Origin of the sequence: Myxococcus sp. CA033 (genome assembly GCF_013336625.1) — a bacterium.
Taxonomy (GTDB): domain Bacteria; phylum Myxococcota; class Myxococcia; order Myxococcales; family Myxococcaceae; genus Myxococcus; species Myxococcus llanfairpwllgwyngyllgogerychwyrndrobwllllantysiliogogogochensis.
In genome coordinates, this window is the sequence record NZ_JABUMU010000005.1 from 434,817 (window position 1) to 450,586 (window position 15,770).

Genomic DNA, 15,770 nt, shown 5'->3' on the forward strand with positions numbered 1-15,770 from the left:
GCCGTCAGCCGCCGTATCCCCGCACCAATTCCACCAGCCGGTCCATCTCCTCCGGCAGGTTGTAGAAGTGCGGGGACAGGCGGATGCGCCCCCGGCGCACGGAGTGGGCGACGTGGTGCTCGGACAGATATGCCCCGAGCGCCCGCGCCTGCGCCCCGGGCGGCAGGAAGGTGAGGATGCCCGCGCGATGCTCCGGCGCGGGCCCCACCTCGCAGCCCAGCGCGAGCAGGCCCTTCTCCAGGGATGCGAGCAGCTCCCGGATGCGCGCCTCGATGTTCTCCACGCCCACCTCCTGCAACAGCTCCAGCGCGGCGCCCAGCGCGTAGAGGCCCGGGTACGCGGCGCTGCCCTCCTCGAACTTGCCCGCGTCGGCGCGCAGCTCGAAGTGGGTGCGGTTGAAGTTCCACGCGTCAGTGGTGCTGCGCCAGCCCACCAGCACCGGACGCAGCCGGGGCAGCACCTCCTTCGCCACGTACAACAGGCCAATGCCGGAGATACCGAGCATCCACTTGTGACTGTCTGCGCTCAGGAAGTGGATGCGACACTTCTTCACGTCCACCGGCACACAGCCGACGCTTTGGATGCCGTCCACACAGAAGAGGACGCCCGCGCGCTCGCACACCCGGCCCACCGCCTCCAGGTCCGTTCGGTGCCCTGTGGCGAACTGCACGGAGGACACCGCCACCAGCCGCGTGCGCGGCGTCAGGGCCTGCTCCACCGCTTCGGGGGTGACACCTCCGGACGGCACCTGGATTTCGCGCACCGCGACGCCGCGGTCCTTCAGGTGCAGCCACGGGTAGACGTTGGAGGGGTACTCCAGCGACGTGGCCACGGCCACCTCGTCCCCCGGCTTCCAGTCCAGGCCCTCCGCCACCAGACCCAGGCCGTGGCTGGTGTTGCGCACGAAGGCCACTTCGCCGGGCTCGGCATGGAGCAGGCGCGCCGCCAACGCGCGGATGCGCTCGCAGTGGGCCTCCCAGCCTCGCTCGTGGCGGATGCCATGGTAGACGAGGTCGTCCATCCACTCGCGCACGGCTTCGGCGGCGCGCAGGCTGGTGGGCGCGACTCCGGCATGGTTGAAGTAGAGCTGCTCTTGCAGCACCGGGAAGAGGGCGCGGTAGGACTCGAGGGAGCGCGTCATGCGTCCGAGTCTAGCCACCCGCCTCCCAGTCAGGCGGACGACGTGCGCGGGGAGGCGTGCCCGCGTTCACCCGCCATCAGGGGCCCCCTCCCCTGACGGTGAGCGGATGGGCTATACCTCCGGCCCTCATCAGCGGGGAGCGCAGTGCATGCGTCGCGAGGTTCGCGGTTCCGTGAGGAGCACGTTGCTGCTGGGCCTCCTGTTGGCGGGCTGTGCCGGCACCGTCAAGGCCCCCTATCCGCCCATTCGCGCGGACACCTCTCCAGCGGCGCTCGCGCGCGGGGCGGTCATCTTCCATGCGAGCTGCGAGGCGTGTCACCGGAGCGGTGACGCGGAGACGGCCTCCGGCGCGCCGCTGCACGAGCTGCCGTCGTACATGGGCGACTTCCACTCGTCCAACCTCACCTCGCACCCCACGGCGGGCATCGGCGCGGCGACGGACGAGGAGCTGGCGCGCGTCATCCGCTACGCGGTGAGTCGAGACGGACGGCTGATGGTGATGCCCAGCTATGGCATGGGGGACAAGGACCTGGCGGCGGTGCTGGGCTTCATGCGCTCGGGGCATCCCCTCTTCACGCCGGACGCGACTCCCGCGCCGCGCTCCGACTTCAGCTTCATTGGCGGACTGGGCTTCCGAGTCATCACCGGCAACGAGCCGGTGCAGCGGCCCGTCGTCGGCATCCCCGTGCCGCCCAAGGGCCCCACGCTGGAGTACGGCCGGTACATGGCCCAGGACGTCTACGACTGCGCCTCCTGTCACACGCCGGGCTTCAGTCCGGACAAGACGCAGGGCGATGACGTCTTCTCGGGAGGAATGTCCTTCAAGGACCCGGAGGGCCAGGAGGTCCACTCCAGCAACATCACCTTCCATGAGACGGGGCTCGCCCACTGGACGCGGGCGGACTTCATGCGCGCGGTGCGGGATGGGATTGCGCCGGATGGCTCCGCGCTGCGCTCGCCCATGCCCCGCTTTCGCGGTATGGATGAGGAGGAGGCCCAGGCCCTCTATGACTATCTGCGCTCGATGCCACCTCGGAAGAACGCCGTGGACGGAGCACGGCCCCGACTCACCGCCACGACGCCCCGCCCGGAATGGGTAACGCCAGTCTCGTTGACCGAAGACGTCCGTGAAGTGGAAGCCCCCGCGGAGGCCGCACCGACGGGCGAGGTCGCCCACGCGCCCGCTCCAACGAGCGGTCAAAGCGTCGCGACTCCGGCCGAGGCCACTTCGGCGCCAGCGAGCGTCGCGACCACTGGAGCCACGGCGGCGCCGAGCAGCAGTGCCTCCGCATCGGCGCCACCGAAGGTCGCACCGCCCGCGCCGCGCAAGCCTCGAGTCGTGCCGGCCCGGGTGGATGCGCCCAAGCTCTTCACGCAACTGGGTTGCGCGGGCTGTCATGCGCCCGGGGCCCGCTACCATGACCGGCTCGCTCGCGCCTCCCGCCGGGGCGACGCGGAGCTGGTGCGCTGGGTGCGCAACCCGGAGCAGTTCCAGCCGGGGACGACGATGCCCACCTACGCGGAGTTGCTCGACGTACCCACCGCGCTGGCCCTCGTCCGCTGGGTGAAATCCGGAGGCCCCGCGACCCTGCCTCCCGTCTCCCACTGACCCGCTGAAATTCGCGGGAAATGACCGGAGAAAGGGAGCCCCCACGTATCTGGGGTGGAAGTTCCTCGGGGTGTCCTTCGACACGCCGGGGCACGTGCCACCCCGGTGCCAACCGGCCCCTGCCCCGGGGTGGTGCGTGTAATCTTCCAAGCCTTCCGCCCCGTGGGGAGAAGGCTGCGTCCGGGACGCGGCTCGCATAGCGTGGACGCATGACGGAGTGCCTCCTCAACATCGACCTGGGTGAGCTGCCCGACGAGGATGCGCGGCTCTATGCGCTCGCCCAGGTGGCCAACATCGCCTGTGGCGGACACGCCGGAGACGACGCCTCCATGCGCCGAGCGCTGGAGCTGTGCGCGCGCCATGGCACCCGGGTGTGCGCGCATCCGTCCTATGAGGACCGCGAGGGCTTCGGACGAAGAGCGCTCGACGTGACACCGGACGTCCTGCGCGGACAGGTGGCGAGCCAGTGCGCGCGCCTCTCCAGGCTGGCGCAGGAGCAGCGGGTGCCGGTCGTCTACGCCAAGCTCCACGGCGCGCTGTACCACGCGGCCAACACCTCGCCCGTGCTGGCGCGCGCGGTGGTGGAGGGAATCGTCGAGGCGCTGGGCACGGGCGTCACCCTCATCGCGCCCGCCGAGGGCTCGCTGCGAGACGCGGCGAGGAATGCGGGGCTGGCCCATGCACGCGAGGGCTTCGCGGACCGGGGCACGCTTCCGGATGGCTCGCTGATTCCCCGGGGGCAACCGGGCGCGGTGCTCACGGAGGCGGCGAAGGTGCGGGAGAACACCGTGCGGCTGGCGACCCAGGGCACCGTCGATACGGTGTGCGTGCATGGCGACACGCCCGGGGCGGTGGAGCTGGCCCGCGAGGTGCGCGCCACGCTGGACGCGCTGTCACTCCACGTGGAGCCGCTGGGAGACGGCGCGCTGCGGCTGACGCTGCCCGACAGCCTGGAGCGGCGGGCGGCGCGCGAGGTGCTTCGGGCCCTGCCCGGCGTGGTGGACGCCGTCGTCACCGAGGAACACGCCTGCGTGTATTTCGACCCCTCCGCGCCTCCCGATGAACCCCGCCTGGCGCTGGCGCGACTGCTGCGCGAGACGGTGGCCCCGCCGGAGCAGGCGCTCATCACGTTGCGCGTGCGCTACGACGGTCCCGATTTGGAGAAGGTCGCCACGCGCGCGGGCCTGTCCGTGGACGAGGTGGCCCGGCTCCATGCGGCGCGCGAGTACTCGGTGCGCTGCGTGGGCTTCCTCCCGGGCTTCGCGTATCTGGGCGAGTTGGACCCCCGCATCGTCGTGCCGCGCCTTCCCACGCCGCGCATGCGGGTGCCGGCGCTCGCGGTGGGCATCGCGGGAGGACGCACGGGCGTGTATCCCTTCGCGTCACCGGGGGGCTGGAACCTGATTGGCACGGCGCTGGACTTCACGGCCTTCCACCCGGACCGGGGCGCGGTGTTGCAACTCGGTGACCGGGTGCGCTTCGAGCGGGTGGGATGATGGCGGGCTGGCTGGAAATCGTGGGGATGGGAGGGCCCGCCACGGTGCAGGACGGCGGGCGGCCGGGGCAGATGCACCATGGCGTCCCACCCGGTGGCGCGCTGGTGCCGGAGCTGCTGGCGCTGGCCAACCGCGCCGTGGGCAACACCTGGGACGCGGCGGCGCTGGAGTGCCTGGGGTCCCTGGAGCTGCGCGCGCGAGGCAGGCCCTTGCGCGTCTCGGTGGATGGGAGAAGCGCACAGGTGGTGTCCGACGGGGAGAGCCTCCGCGTGCCCGCCCCGGAGCACGCCAGCATCCGCTACGTCGCGGTGGACGGTGGACTGGACGTGCCGGAGGTGCTGGGTGGGCGCGGCACGCTGCTGGTGGCGCGACTGGGTGGACACGAAGGGCGCGTGCTGCGCCCCGGGGATTCGCTTCCCGTGGGAGCGCCGCGAGGGCCCTCGGAGCAGGTGGACGCGGAAGGCATCTGGGATGACACGGCACCCATCCGGCTGATGCTCGGACCGGACACGGAGAGCTTCGACGCGCTGATGGCGGCCTCGCTCCTGGGAAGCAGCTTCACCGTGTCGAGCGCGAGCGACCGCGTGGGGATGCGCCTGCAGGGTCCCGCGCTGGCGCATGGCGATGAGGGCGCGAGCACGTCGCGGCCCATGGTGCGCGGCGCCATCCAGGTGACGCTGTCGGGTGAGCCCATCATCCTCGGGCCGGACCACCCCACCACGGGCGGCTATCCGCTCATCGCCACCGTCATCCGCGCGGACTGGGGTCGGCTCGGAGCACGGCGCCCCGGAGCCACCGTCGAGTTCCACGCCGTCAATCCAGACGAAGCACGCGAGGCCTGGCGACAGCACCTGCGGCGCTTTCGTGGCGGAGCCCGAGCAGGGTGAACCGCATGGAGCTGCGCACCGAACGGCTCGTCCTCCGGGACTTCCAGCGCGAAGACACCCCGAGCGTCTTCGCCTACCACTCCAAGCCCGCGTACCTGGAGCACTACCGCCAGCCGCCACCGACCCAGGAGGACGTACGCGCCTTCGTCGCCATGCTGTGTGGCTGGGCGCAAGAAGTCCCCCGGGCGAAGTACCAGCTCGCCATCACCCTGGACAGCCGCGTCATCGGCACCTGCGGCGTGCGCAAGCAAGCGCCCGAGGACACCTCCGCGGAATACGGCTGCGAGCTCGACCCGGCCTTCTGGGGTCACGGCTACGCACGCGAGGCGTCGCGGGCCCTGCTCGAGTTCGGCTTCCAATCGCTCGGCCTGAAGAGGCTGTTCGCCCTCACCCAGCCCGGCAACCTCGGCGCCATCCGGCTCGCGGAGTCACTCGGCTTCCACCGCGTCACCGAAGGCCGCTACGAGCGCCTCCACCCCTGACGCTCAGCCCTCCATCGGCAGCGTGAAGGTGAAGGTCGTCCCCTGCCCGAGCTCGCTGCGCACGCGCACCGCGCCACCGTGCGCCTCGACGATGCCTCGGGTGATGGAGAGCCCCAGCCCCACGCCACTCCCAGGCACTCGCGTCGGCCGCTGGAGCCTGTCGAACAAGACGGGCAAGACCTCCGGCGCAATCCCCGCCCCCGTGTCCTCCACGCTCAGCTCGACCCAATCCGCATGGACCTCCGCCATGACGGTGATGCGCCCACCCGCGGGCGTGAAGCGGACGGCATTGCCCACCAGGTTGGAGAACACCTGATGGATGCGGTCCGGGTCACATCGCACGTCGACATCCCGCTCGGGCACGCGCAGCTCCAGCCCGATGCCCCGCTCCTGTGCCAGCGGCCCCAGCTCCGACGCCTGCTCCAACAGCCGCGAGAGCGCCAACGGCACGCGGCTCACCCGGAAGCCCCCGCCCTCGATGGCCGCGAAGTCGAGCAGGTCATGGATGAGCCGCTCCATCCGCAGCGCCGAGCGGTTGAGCGTGTCCAGATGATGCCGCGCGCGCCCGTTGAGCGGAGACAGCAGCGGCGCCAGCAGCGATGACGTCATGGCGATGACGCCCAGCGGATTGCGCAAGTCATGGGACACCATCGCCAGCAGCTCCCGGCGCAGGCGCGTCTCCGACTCGGCGGCCCGCCGCGCCGCGCGCTCTGCCTCGTACAGCCGCCCGTTCTCCACCGCGACGGCCGCGGAGTCCGCGAGCGACTGGAGGAGGGACACCTCCCGAATCCCCGGCACCCGGCGCTCCGCCCAGTACGCGCCAATGGCCCCCACGGGGTCCGCGCGACGCACCGGCACCATGACGAGGCTCTTCACGAACGTCGCGCGGTAGACGTCGTGAGGGATGCGGTCATCCGCGTAGATGTCCTCGATGACCACGGGCTCCCGGTTCAAGATGGCCCACCCGGAGATGCACGACTCGATGGGGAACCGATGCCCCTTCCATAAGGGGGCAATGGCCTCCTCATCCGCGTAGTGCACGAGGTTGCCTTCGCGCAGGACGAACGTGACCCCATCCGCGCCACTGAGCTGTCGTGCCGCCCGGCGCACCAGCGCCATGACGTCTTCCAGCGTCCTCAGATGCGCCAGCTCCTGCACCACGTCCAGCAAGACCAGCGCGTCGTCGAATGTCAGCGCCTCCAGTGGCAGGCGCTCCTGAAACCTTCGCAAGGGACGGCCTCCTTGTGAGAAGGACTCAGCCAACACACCTGGGAAACAGGACGTTCATTCGCTCGTCGTGTCCGCCCGGAGAGCATCCTGGCGACCTGCCTCCTGTCGACATCTTCTAGATATAGGAACCCGCGACCCGCCCGGCCACGCCGCGCGCCCAGGGAGCACCCGACGTCACGGGCTTTGCCCACGCGTCGACATCCGCCCACCACCCGGGGTTTCCACCTGAATGGAAAATAGCACCCGCTCGCCCCTTCAGGTGGGAGGCGCCGGTGTGGGTGCGCGCCCCTCCCGAAAAATCAGCGCACGGGGGTGAGGGGAAAAAAGCGCGGGGGCCGTCCCGGAAGACAGGCGCGCACCAGGAACCGTCATGTCGACGGACTCGCGCCACCTCCGAGAGACGCCTTGCGAAAGACCGAGGACAACACGGGGCTGAGTTCGTGGCGAGGCCGCCCGGTCAACCCGCACGGGAAGAAGTCGCTTCCCGTGGCGCACGACAGCTCACGAGGCGTGTCCTTGCCGGAGTCGTCCGCCATCCCAGGAAGGCAACGAGCCTTCGTTGCCAGCGAGATACCCATCGAACAGAGCGTCACACTTGCCGGAGGAGGGACCTTTCGATGACCATGAGCGCTTCCTGGAGGACCTTCCGCGTGGAGTCGCAACCAAGGCCGACCCTGGCCGCGAGTCCTCTGTCAGGTCACGAGTTGGAGAAGCTTCGCAGGGAGCTGACCCAGGCCGTCGCCCGCGTGTGTCCCCCGCGCCTGGCCAACCGCCGTGATGACCTGGTGCAGACGGCGATGATGCGCGTCATGGAGCTCCAGCGCCGCGAGCCCGACCGCTCCCGGCTCTCCCCCTCCTACCTGTACCGCGTCGCGTACACGGCGCTGGTGGACGAACTGCGCAACGTGGATCGCCGCCGCGAGGTCCCCATCGAGGAGGTGGAGTCGCTGCCTCAGCAGCCGGTGGCGTCGGGAGACCCGGAGAAGTCCGCGAGCGCGTCGCAGATTGCCCGGGCGGTGCGCGACTGCCTGCGCCAGCTCGCACAGGACCGCAGGCTCGCGGTGACGCTGTACCTCCAGGGACACACCGTGCCGGAAGCAGGAGAGCTGATGGGCTGGGACGGCAAGCGGACCGAGAACCTCGTCTACCGCGGGCTGAGCGCGCTGCGCGTCTGCCTCTCCACGAAGGGATTCGAGCCGTGAGCGAGCATCGACGCGACGACGAAACGAAGCCCGACGAGGCCACCGTCGAGCGCCTGCGCGCCGCGGTGCGCGACGAGGAGCTGGTTGCGGGAGACGAGCCGGTGGACGCCGACCTCGTGTGGCGAGCGGTGAGCGGGGAGCTGCCCATGGAGGAGCGGAAGGCCGTCGTCGCTCGCGTGGCGGACGACCCCGCATGGGCCGCCGCGTGGCGACTGGCCCTGGAGCTGACGCGCGCGGCCAGGGAGGCCGAGGCACCCGAGCGTCCCGAGGCGGCGGGCCCTCACGCGCGGAGGCCGGCCGATGAGGCGCGGGAACGGCGGCGGTTCCGCTTCGCCTGGAGCCGTCCCCTGCTGGGCGCGGCGGCGACGGCGGCGCTGGCGCTGGTCGTGGTGGGGGTCGCGATGAGGGAGGACACCTTGTCTCCCAGGCTGCGCGGAGCGGACCCGTCGGGGCTGGTGTCCCAGGTGCCAGAGGACGCGCCGCTGAAGCGGGAGGACTGTGTCTTGCGTTGGAGCGGAGGCCCCGCCGGCACGCGCTGGTCGGTGCGGTTGTCCACGGAGGACCTGAGCTGGGTGCACCGCGCGGACTCGCTGGAGCAGAGCGAGTACCGGGTGCCCGCCTCCGTCCTCGCGCCGTTGGAGTCGGGAACGAAGCTGCTGTGGCAGGTGGAAGCGCGGTTGCCGGACGGACAGGTGCTTCGCGGCATCACCTTCGTCAATCGGTTGGAGTGATGCATGGGGAGCGAAGTCAGGGGAGGAACGTCATGAAGGCAGGCATTCAAATGAAGACGCAACGATGGATGCAGGGGGGGCTGCTGGCGCTCGCGGTACTGGTGGGTGGACTGTCTGGACAAGCCGGGGCGCAGGTTCCTCCGGTGACCACATCGGTGGTGCGGTCCACGCCCATCGCGGGCGAGGCGCGCGACCAGGTGGTGGCCTCGGTGGTGGAGAACGGCGTGCGCACCAGCGTCAATCAACTGGTGACCCTCCAGCTCGTCAACAGTGTCACCGGCGTCGTGGTGGCGCAGACCCATGGCGTGCTGACCGAGACCACGCCCCTGAGACTGAGCTACCGCGCGCTGGTCGCCGACACATTGTACGCGCGGGCCATCGCCTATCAGAGCAGCACGCCGCGCCTGGTGGCCATCCTCACCGTGGAGCGCTGGTCTCCGGTGGCGCCATCCCCGTGGTCCGAGCCGTCCGTCTGCTACTGGGAGCTGGAGCAGATGGAGAAGGATGAGATGCCCGAGCCGGAGCGGCCGACGGTTCCGACAACGATGCAGGTGCTCAAATGCATCCCCGTAGTCCACTCAGCACACTGACATCCCCTGTTGTGACGTTCCGGAAGCGACGACCCGAGGGCTGTCACTGGAGCATCCTCGCCCTCGCGGCGGGGATGCTCCTCGTCGTGTGTCCGGGCGCTGCTTTCGCGAAGGGCGCGGACCGTCCCCCGCCCCCCACGCTCGTGGAGTGCCGGGAGCGATTCGAGGCCCATCCGGAGGAGCAGTCCTCCGCGATGTGCTTCTACCAGTGCGCGCAGGCCGCGCCCGCGCGCGACACCGTCAGGCGCGAGCTGAAGGCCCTGATGGAGCGTCATCCCGACAACGGCTGGCTGGCCCTGGTGTCCGGACACGTGGAGTACCTGGCCGACAGGAAGGCCGCGGAGGCGCCCTACCACCGTGCCGCCTTGACCTTCCGTCGACTCAAGAACGCGGAGGGAGAGGTGCTGGCCGGCATCAACCTGCGCTCCATCCTCCTGACGATGGGGCGCGGCAGCGAGGCCCGGGAGTGGACACAACGCGTGGTCGAGGTGGCCCAGTCTTCCGGGCGGGCGGATCTCCACGCGCGCGCGCTCCTCGTCGAGGCCAGTCAACTCTACGAGGTGGATCAGGACCTGGGCCGGGCCTTTCGCGTCCTCAAGCGCGCCGAGCCGCTCACCTTTCCGGACGGCAGCCCAGGGCTGAAGGCCCAGTACCTGACCGTCATGACCGGCGTCAGCGAGCGGCTGGGCAGGCTGGAGGAAGCCACGGAGGCCAACCGCCGCCTGGCGGAGCACGCCCACGACACGCGAGGCCTCGCCCTGGAGGGGCAGGCGCGGTTCACGCTCGCCAACCTCGCGCTGCGGCGGCTGGATAGGGACCGCGAGCCGGGCGGCGGGGCGCGGGTGCTGGCCCTCGCCCGCGAGGCGCTGGTCGCCGCGGAGAACACGGGGAGCAAGGAGCTGGTGAGTCGCGCGCTGCGCCTGGTCGTGGACGTGCTCGGCCCATCCCCGGAGGAGCAGCTCGAGGCCGAGGCGCTGCTGGAGCGTTGCATGGAGCTGGCGGAGGAGTTGGACTCCAACCAGCGGCGAATCGCCTGTCTCTGGACGCGCGCGGAGCGGCGGGCCGGCCAGGACCCCGCCGCCGCGCTCCGGGACTCCGACACTTCGCTGCGACTGGCCTACGCGCATGGCGAGCCGCAGTACCTGGCCCTGGCCCTGCGCGGCCGAGGCACGGTGGCCTACCGGACACAGCCCCTGCTGGAGGCACTGGTGCATGTCGAGCGGGCCCTGGACGCGGTGGAGGCCCTCCGCCAATCACAGACCGATGCCTCCAGTCAGGCGGAGCTGTTCTCGAACTGGGCACGCGACTACCACCGCCTCGCGGGCTGGACGCTGGAGGCGGGCGGCGCGACGGGAAATGCCGCTGTGTTGCCCGAGCGGGAGGCGCTGCGCAGGGCCTTCGGGGTGAGCGAGCGCCTGCGGGCGCGGACGCTGCTCGACGCCCTCATGGCTTCCCGTGCGTTGTCTCCGTCCAAGCCCACACCCGAGCGCCAGGAGGTGCAACGACGACTGACGGCCGTGCAGCGACGACTCCTGGAGCCGAACCTCTCCGCCCTGGAGCGCGAGAAGACCCTGCGTGAGCTGCAGGCGCTGGAGCACAGCGAGCGCGACCTGCGGCCCGCGCCGCGACACGGCGCGACGGAGTTCGCCTCACTGGAGGCCGTCGAGCAGGAACTGGCCGAGGACGAGGCCCTGCTGGCCTTCCTCGTGGGCGACGACAAGAACCTGTCCGACGTCTCGGGGGGCGGCGCGTGGGTGCTGGTGGTGACACGGGGCGGGGCGCGCGCGCACCGCATCCCCGAGCGCGCGCGGCTCGCGCAGGCCGTCACGCTGTTCTCCGGCCTGCTCGAGCGGCGCGACGGCTCAGAGGTCGGCGCGGCGGCGGCCCTCCACGCGCAACTGCTCGGCCCGGCGCTCGCGGCGCTGCCTCCGGGCGTGCGCAAGCTGTTGCTGGTCCCGGATGGACCGCTGCATGACCTGCCCTTCGCCGCGTTGCGGGAGCGTCCGGGCGACGAGCCCCTGGTGGCGCGTTACGAGCTGGCCCTGGTGCCCTCCGCCAGCCTGTGGCGGCACTGGCGTCTGGAGTCCCCGCACGACCCCGGGGGAGAAGCCCTGGTGCTGGCGGACCCCGACCGCACCCGGTCTCCCCTGGAGGGAGCCATCGCGGCGACAGAGCGCGGCGGCGTCTTCGCGGAGGCGGCGCGGCTCGGAGCACTTCCCGAGGCCCGGCGCGAGGGGCATGCGGTGATGAAGGCGCTGCGCTCCACCCAGGTGACACCCCACCTCCTGGTGGGCACCGAGGCCTCCGAGCGCGCCCTCAAGAACACCGACCTCGCACGCGTGAAGGTGTTGCATCTGGCGGCCCATGCCGTCGTCGACGCGGAGGCTCCCGAGCGCTCCGCGCTGGTGCTCGCGCCGGGCTCCGACGAGGAGGACGGCATCCTCCAGCCTCGTGACATCGTCGACCTGCCCCTGAAGGGCGCGCTGGTGGTGCTCTCCGCCTGTCGGAGCGCCTCTGGAGCGGTGCTGGCCGGAGAAGGGGTGCTGAGCCTGGCGCGCGCCTTCTTCGAGGCCGGCTCGCGCGCGGTGGTGGCCAGCTTGTGGCCCCTGCAGGACGCGGAAGCCGCGGACCTGGTGGAGCGCTTCTACCGGCACCTGGCCACGGGGGCGAGCACGTCGGCGGCGCTGAGGGCCGCGCAGTTGGAGGCCATCGATGACGGGCTGCCCCCGGCCGCGTGGGCAGGACTGGTGGTGCTGGGAGATGCGTCGCTCGTGGTCACCTCGCCGCGCGAGGACCCGGCCCGCTTCCCAGTCGGAGTGGGAAGCAAGGCGGTGCTCGTCATCGCGGCGGCGCTCCTCATCGGCCTCGCGCTCGGGGCCCGCCATCGAACTCGCGGCGGGCCCCGCCCCTGACAGGCTCAGCAGCCGAACGGCGTCCCGTTGCCGCCCGCGCTGAAGGGCGTCCAGATGTAGTTCGGGTCCAGCCCCTCATACGACTGCGAGTTGCAGTACAGGTTCGTCTGCTGGAAGTTGATGAAGCAGCCGCCAGCCAGGCTCGACAGCCAGTTGGTGCGCGTCTTCCAGTCGCTGCACGTGGACACGTGGTGCTGGTGGACACCGTTGTTGTTGAGCGTGGTGGCGCGGCTGTGGGCCTTGAAGTCGTTGTTCACGTTCACGTAGGGGAAATACCAGACGTGCCCCTGGGGAATGGTCTTCTTGAAGAGAACGCCCCAGTCGCACCAGCTCTTCAGGCAGTTGCGCTTCTGGATGTCCCAGAAGACGCCGCCGTTGATGGCGCGCACGTAGGCGCCATACCCAATCATGTCCGTCGAAATCCACTCGGTGACCTCGTCGATGTCCCGGTGCCAGTCCTCGCAGCGGCCCGCATTGTCGTGCATGGTGCCCTGCCCACCGGCCTTCAAGCCGCCGCACGTACCCAGGGAGCGCGGTGCACCCGAGCCGAGGGCCGGCTCGGAGACGGACGGCGACGTGCTGCCCTGCTTCCAGTTGCCAGCGGCGACGACCACGTCGCTGTGGGCCTGGAGCGTGCGAGGCACCACCGTGCCCGTGGGAGACAGCGCGAGGTAGAGGGCCGCGGGGCTCGTGGCGGCGGACATCTGCGTCATCACCCGGTCGATGGACGTGGTGGACGTCTCGGGCCCGCCCACGGCGACGGCGATGGACTCTTCGTCCACCCGGATGAACTCGACGGTGACGTCATCGGGGGCCCGGAGCGTGGTCAGCACCGGCGCGGTGACGGCGTCGCCCGCGGGGCTCTGCACGACGGCGAGCGTCAGCGGCGGCAGACCATCATCCGGGTATTCCGGCTCGGGCGGGTTCGTGACGGACGACGCACTGGCACTGTCCAGCGCGGGCGGTGACTCCTCCACGCTCGAGGTCGGGGAATCACAGCCGACGGAAAGAGACCACAGCAGACACAGGGGAGACAGACGCACGCCCCAGGACAGGGGGCGACGAGACACGAAGCGAGGGGACATCGAGGCTCCACCACGGGCGCCCGGTCGCCATCATGGCGAGCCAGCCAATCGCGCCAGTGCCTCCACCCAACGTCCCCCGCGGGGGAATCCCCTCACCGATTGAGCAGCCGCGCGAGGAACTCACGGGTGCGCGGGTGCTGGGGCTCGCGCAACACCTGCTGAGGCGGGCCCTCCTCCACCACCTTCCCCGCGTCCATGAACACCACGCGGTGCGCCACGTCCGCCGCGAAGCCCATCTCGTGCGTCACCACGCACATCGTCATGCCCTCGCGCGCCAGCTCGCGCATGACCTCCAGCACCTCGCCCACCAGCTCCGGGTCCAACGCGCTGGTCGGCTCGTCGAAGAGCATCAGCTCCGGCTTCATCGCCAGCGCCCGGGCAATCGCCACCCGCTGCTGCTGACCACCGGAGAGCTGTCCCGGGTACGCGTCCGCGCGCGAGTCCAGATGGACCATGGCCAGCATGCGCCGCCCCAGGGCCTCCGCCTCCGCGTCCGACAGCCCCAACACCTTGCGCGGCGCCAGCGTCACGTTCTCCAGCGCGCTCAGGTGGGGGAACAGGTGGAAGCGCTGGAACACCATGCCCACGCGTCGGTGCAGCGCCTGGAGCGCCTTGGGCTCATCACTCACCTGCGTGCCCCCGACGACGACTTCGCCCTCGGATGGGACTTCCAGGCCGCACAGGCACCGCAAGAGCGTGGACTTGCCACAGCCGGACGGGCCCACGAAGACCACCACCTCTCCGGGCTGCACCGTGAGGTCCACGCCCTTGAGGACCTCCAGCGCCCCGAAACGCTTGTGCAGATTGCGAACCTCGACGAGCGCCATGGCTTTCCTCACCCCTGACGGTGGAGGCGCTTCTCCAGCGCCGAGGCCAGCCGTGTCAGCGGCAGCGTGGCCAACAGATAGAACAACGCGACGAGCGGCCAGACAGCCAGCGGCGCGGCGAGCTGGCTCGCCAGCTCCTGCCCCGCCCGCGTCAGCTCCGCCATGCCGATGATGGACACCAGCGAGGAGTCCTTCAGCAGCGCGATGCCCTCGTTCGTCAAGGGCGGCAGCACGTTGCGCACCGCCTGCGGGAGGATGACGTAGCGCATGACCTGCGCGCGGCCCATCCCCAGCGCCCGCGCGGCCTCCTCCTGCCCCGCGTCCACGGAGGCGATGCCCGCCCGGAAGATTTCCGCCACGTACGCGGCGCTGTTGAGCGTCAGCGCCAGCACCGCCGCCAGCATCGGCGCCAGGTCCACGCCCAAGAGCTGCGGCAGCGCGTAGTAGATGAATATGATTTGCACCAGCAACGGCGTTCCGCGAAGCCCCTCGACGTACGCGGCGCACAGCCACGCCAGCGGCCGGAAGCGCACCCGCCGCCCCAGCGCCACCGCCAGTCCCAGGGGCAGCCCGGAGATCAGCGCCAGCACGGTGAGCCCCAGCGTCAGGCCCAGGCCCTGAACGAGCCGCCAGGTCACCTTGCCCCAGGGCACGGCCTGCGGCGTCGCCTGGGCCTTCTGGGCCGCCTCGCCGAAGTAGCGCTCCTCCAGCGCGGCGAACTTCCCGCTGTCGCGCAGGCGCTGGAGCGCGGCGTTGACGGCCTCGCGCAGCGCGGGGTCATCCGGCCGCATCGCGATGCCGTAGTGCTCCTCCGTCAGCAGCCCGCCCGCGGCGCGCAGCCCCTGGAAGCCATGGGCCAGGAAGTAGCGAAGCGTCGGCCCATCCCCCACCACGCCCGCCAGGTTGCCGTTGCGCAGGTCCTGGAGCGCCAGGTCGATGCTCGGGTACTGCCGCACCTCGATGTCCGGGAACTTCTCCAGCACCAGCGAGGCACTGGTGTTGATTTGAATGCCCGCCGTCTTCCCGCGCAGGCTCTCGATTCCGGTGACGGCCGTGTCCGCCTCCCGCGCCACCACGAGCTGTCCCGCCGTGTAGTACGGCGCGGAGAAGCCCAGCCGCTGCTGGCGCTCGGGCGTTATCGTCACGGCCGAAATCACCAGGTCGAACTTCCCCGCCATCAGCGCGGGAAACACCCCGTCGAAGGACGTGTTCGTCCACGCCACCTTCGCGCCCAGCTCTTCCGCGATGAGCGCTCCCAGCTCGATGTCGAACCCCACCAGCTCGCCGTCCTTCACGGACTCGAACGGCGGGTAGGTGGCATCCGTCCCGATGCGCAGCGTCCGCCCCTTCCAGTCCCCCCGGGAGCCCGGCGCCTCACCCCGGCCACAGCCGAGCAGCACCAGCACCCCCCACACGAGGCACAGCAAGGCCAGCCCGGGAGTGTGGGCCTGGCGACACGAAAGGCGGCGGCGCGACATGGAACGAACAGCTCCCATGCCCAACTATCCCTGAGGCATCAAGGGTTTCCACCGGGACCGGACAACCCGTGACAGCCACGCAACTTCCGCCCTCTCCGGG

13 protein-coding genes are annotated in these 15,770 nt (G+C 70.8%); 8 read left to right on the top strand and 5 right to left on the bottom strand.

The window, feature by feature from the left end; genetic code table 11:
• Nucleotides 1-4: 4 nt before the first annotated feature.
• Complete coding sequence (locus HUA78_RS16835; RefSeq protein WP_174465839.1) at nucleotides 5-1,141, bottom strand: aminotransferase class V-fold PLP-dependent enzyme; 1,137 nt, start codon at nucleotides 1,139-1,141, stop codon at nucleotides 5-7.
• Nucleotides 1,142-1,289: 148 nt separating this feature from the next.
• Here HUA78_RS16835 and HUA78_RS16840 point away from each other — a divergent pair, with 148 nt between their 5' ends.
• The 4 genes from HUA78_RS16840 (at nucleotide 1,290) to HUA78_RS16855 (ending at nucleotide 5,615) form a co-directional block, all read left to right on the top strand.
• Entirely contained in the window at nucleotides 1,290-2,750 is a 1,461-nt protein-coding gene (locus tag HUA78_RS16840) for a c-type cytochrome (RefSeq protein ID WP_174476718.1), read from the top strand.
• Between the two features lie 209 nt (nucleotides 2,751-2,959).
• The gene (locus HUA78_RS16845) at nucleotides 2,960-4,246 is read left to right on the top strand and encodes a LamB/YcsF family protein (RefSeq protein WP_174476719.1); all 1,287 of its coding nucleotides are present in this window, start codon (nucleotides 2,960-2,962) and stop codon (nucleotides 4,244-4,246) included.
• The gene (locus HUA78_RS16850; protein WP_254623746.1) at nucleotides 4,243-5,133 is read left to right on the top strand and encodes a biotin-dependent carboxyltransferase family protein; all 891 of its coding nucleotides are present in this window, start codon (nucleotides 4,243-4,245) and stop codon (nucleotides 5,131-5,133) included. The genes HUA78_RS16845 and HUA78_RS16850 overlap by 4 nt, the downstream gene beginning before the upstream one ends.
• Nucleotides 5,134-5,138: 5 nt before the next feature.
• Nucleotides 5,139-5,615 (top strand): GNAT family N-acetyltransferase, encoded by a 477-nt coding sequence (locus HUA78_RS16855; protein ID WP_254623775.1) that lies wholly within the window; start codon nucleotides 5,139-5,141, stop codon nucleotides 5,613-5,615.
• Between the two features lie 3 nt (nucleotides 5,616-5,618).
• Here the strand turns inward: HUA78_RS16855 and HUA78_RS16860 are convergent, their stop codons facing one another.
• Complete coding sequence (locus HUA78_RS16860; protein WP_141641609.1) at nucleotides 5,619-6,845, bottom strand: GAF domain-containing sensor histidine kinase; 1,227 nt, start codon at nucleotides 6,843-6,845, stop codon at nucleotides 5,619-5,621.
• Between the two features lie 617 nt (nucleotides 6,846-7,462).
• Between HUA78_RS16860 and HUA78_RS16865 the strand changes: the two genes are divergently transcribed.
• From HUA78_RS16865 to HUA78_RS16880, 4 genes are read left to right on the top strand one after another with little or no spacing between them, the layout of a single operon-like run.
• A complete protein-coding gene (locus HUA78_RS16865) occupies nucleotides 7,463-8,047 on the top strand; it encodes an RNA polymerase sigma factor (protein ID WP_174456508.1) in 585 nt (194 codons plus the stop codon).
• Complete coding sequence (locus HUA78_RS16870) at nucleotides 8,044-8,778, top strand: hypothetical protein (RefSeq protein WP_371745601.1); 735 nt, start codon at nucleotides 8,044-8,046, stop codon at nucleotides 8,776-8,778. The genes HUA78_RS16865 and HUA78_RS16870 overlap by 4 nt, the downstream gene beginning before the upstream one ends.
• Nucleotides 8,779-8,828: 50 nt before the next feature.
• Nucleotides 8,829-9,368: a hypothetical protein gene (locus HUA78_RS16875; protein ID WP_174462819.1), complete on the top strand. Its 540-nt coding sequence runs from the start codon at nucleotides 8,829-8,831 to the stop codon at nucleotides 9,366-9,368.
• Between the two features lie 11 nt (nucleotides 9,369-9,379).
• A complete protein-coding gene (locus tag HUA78_RS16880; protein ID WP_371745602.1) occupies nucleotides 9,380-12,280 on the top strand; it encodes a CHAT domain-containing protein in 2,901 nt (966 codons plus the stop codon).
• Nucleotides 12,281-12,285: 5 nt separating this feature from the next.
• On the opposite strand, the gene HUA78_RS46450 is transcribed toward HUA78_RS16880, so the two are convergent.
• The 3 genes from HUA78_RS46450 to HUA78_RS16890 form a co-directional block, all read right to left on the bottom strand.
• Nucleotides 12,286-13,365 carry a hypothetical protein gene (locus tag HUA78_RS46450; RefSeq protein WP_254623747.1) on the bottom strand — a complete coding sequence of 360 codons (1,080 nt, stop codon included), beginning with the start codon at nucleotides 13,363-13,365 and terminating at the stop codon, nucleotides 12,286-12,288.
• 92 nt (nucleotides 13,366-13,457) lie between these two features.
• Entirely contained in the window at nucleotides 13,458-14,192 is a 735-nt protein-coding gene (locus HUA78_RS16885; RefSeq protein ID WP_174476721.1) for an amino acid ABC transporter ATP-binding protein, read from the bottom strand.
• Nucleotides 14,193-14,200: 8 nt separating this feature from the next.
• Entirely contained in the window at nucleotides 14,201-15,670 is a 1,470-nt protein-coding gene (locus HUA78_RS16890; protein ID WP_174465844.1) for an ABC transporter permease subunit, read from the bottom strand.
• Between the last annotated feature and the right edge of the window lie 100 nt (nucleotides 15,671-15,770).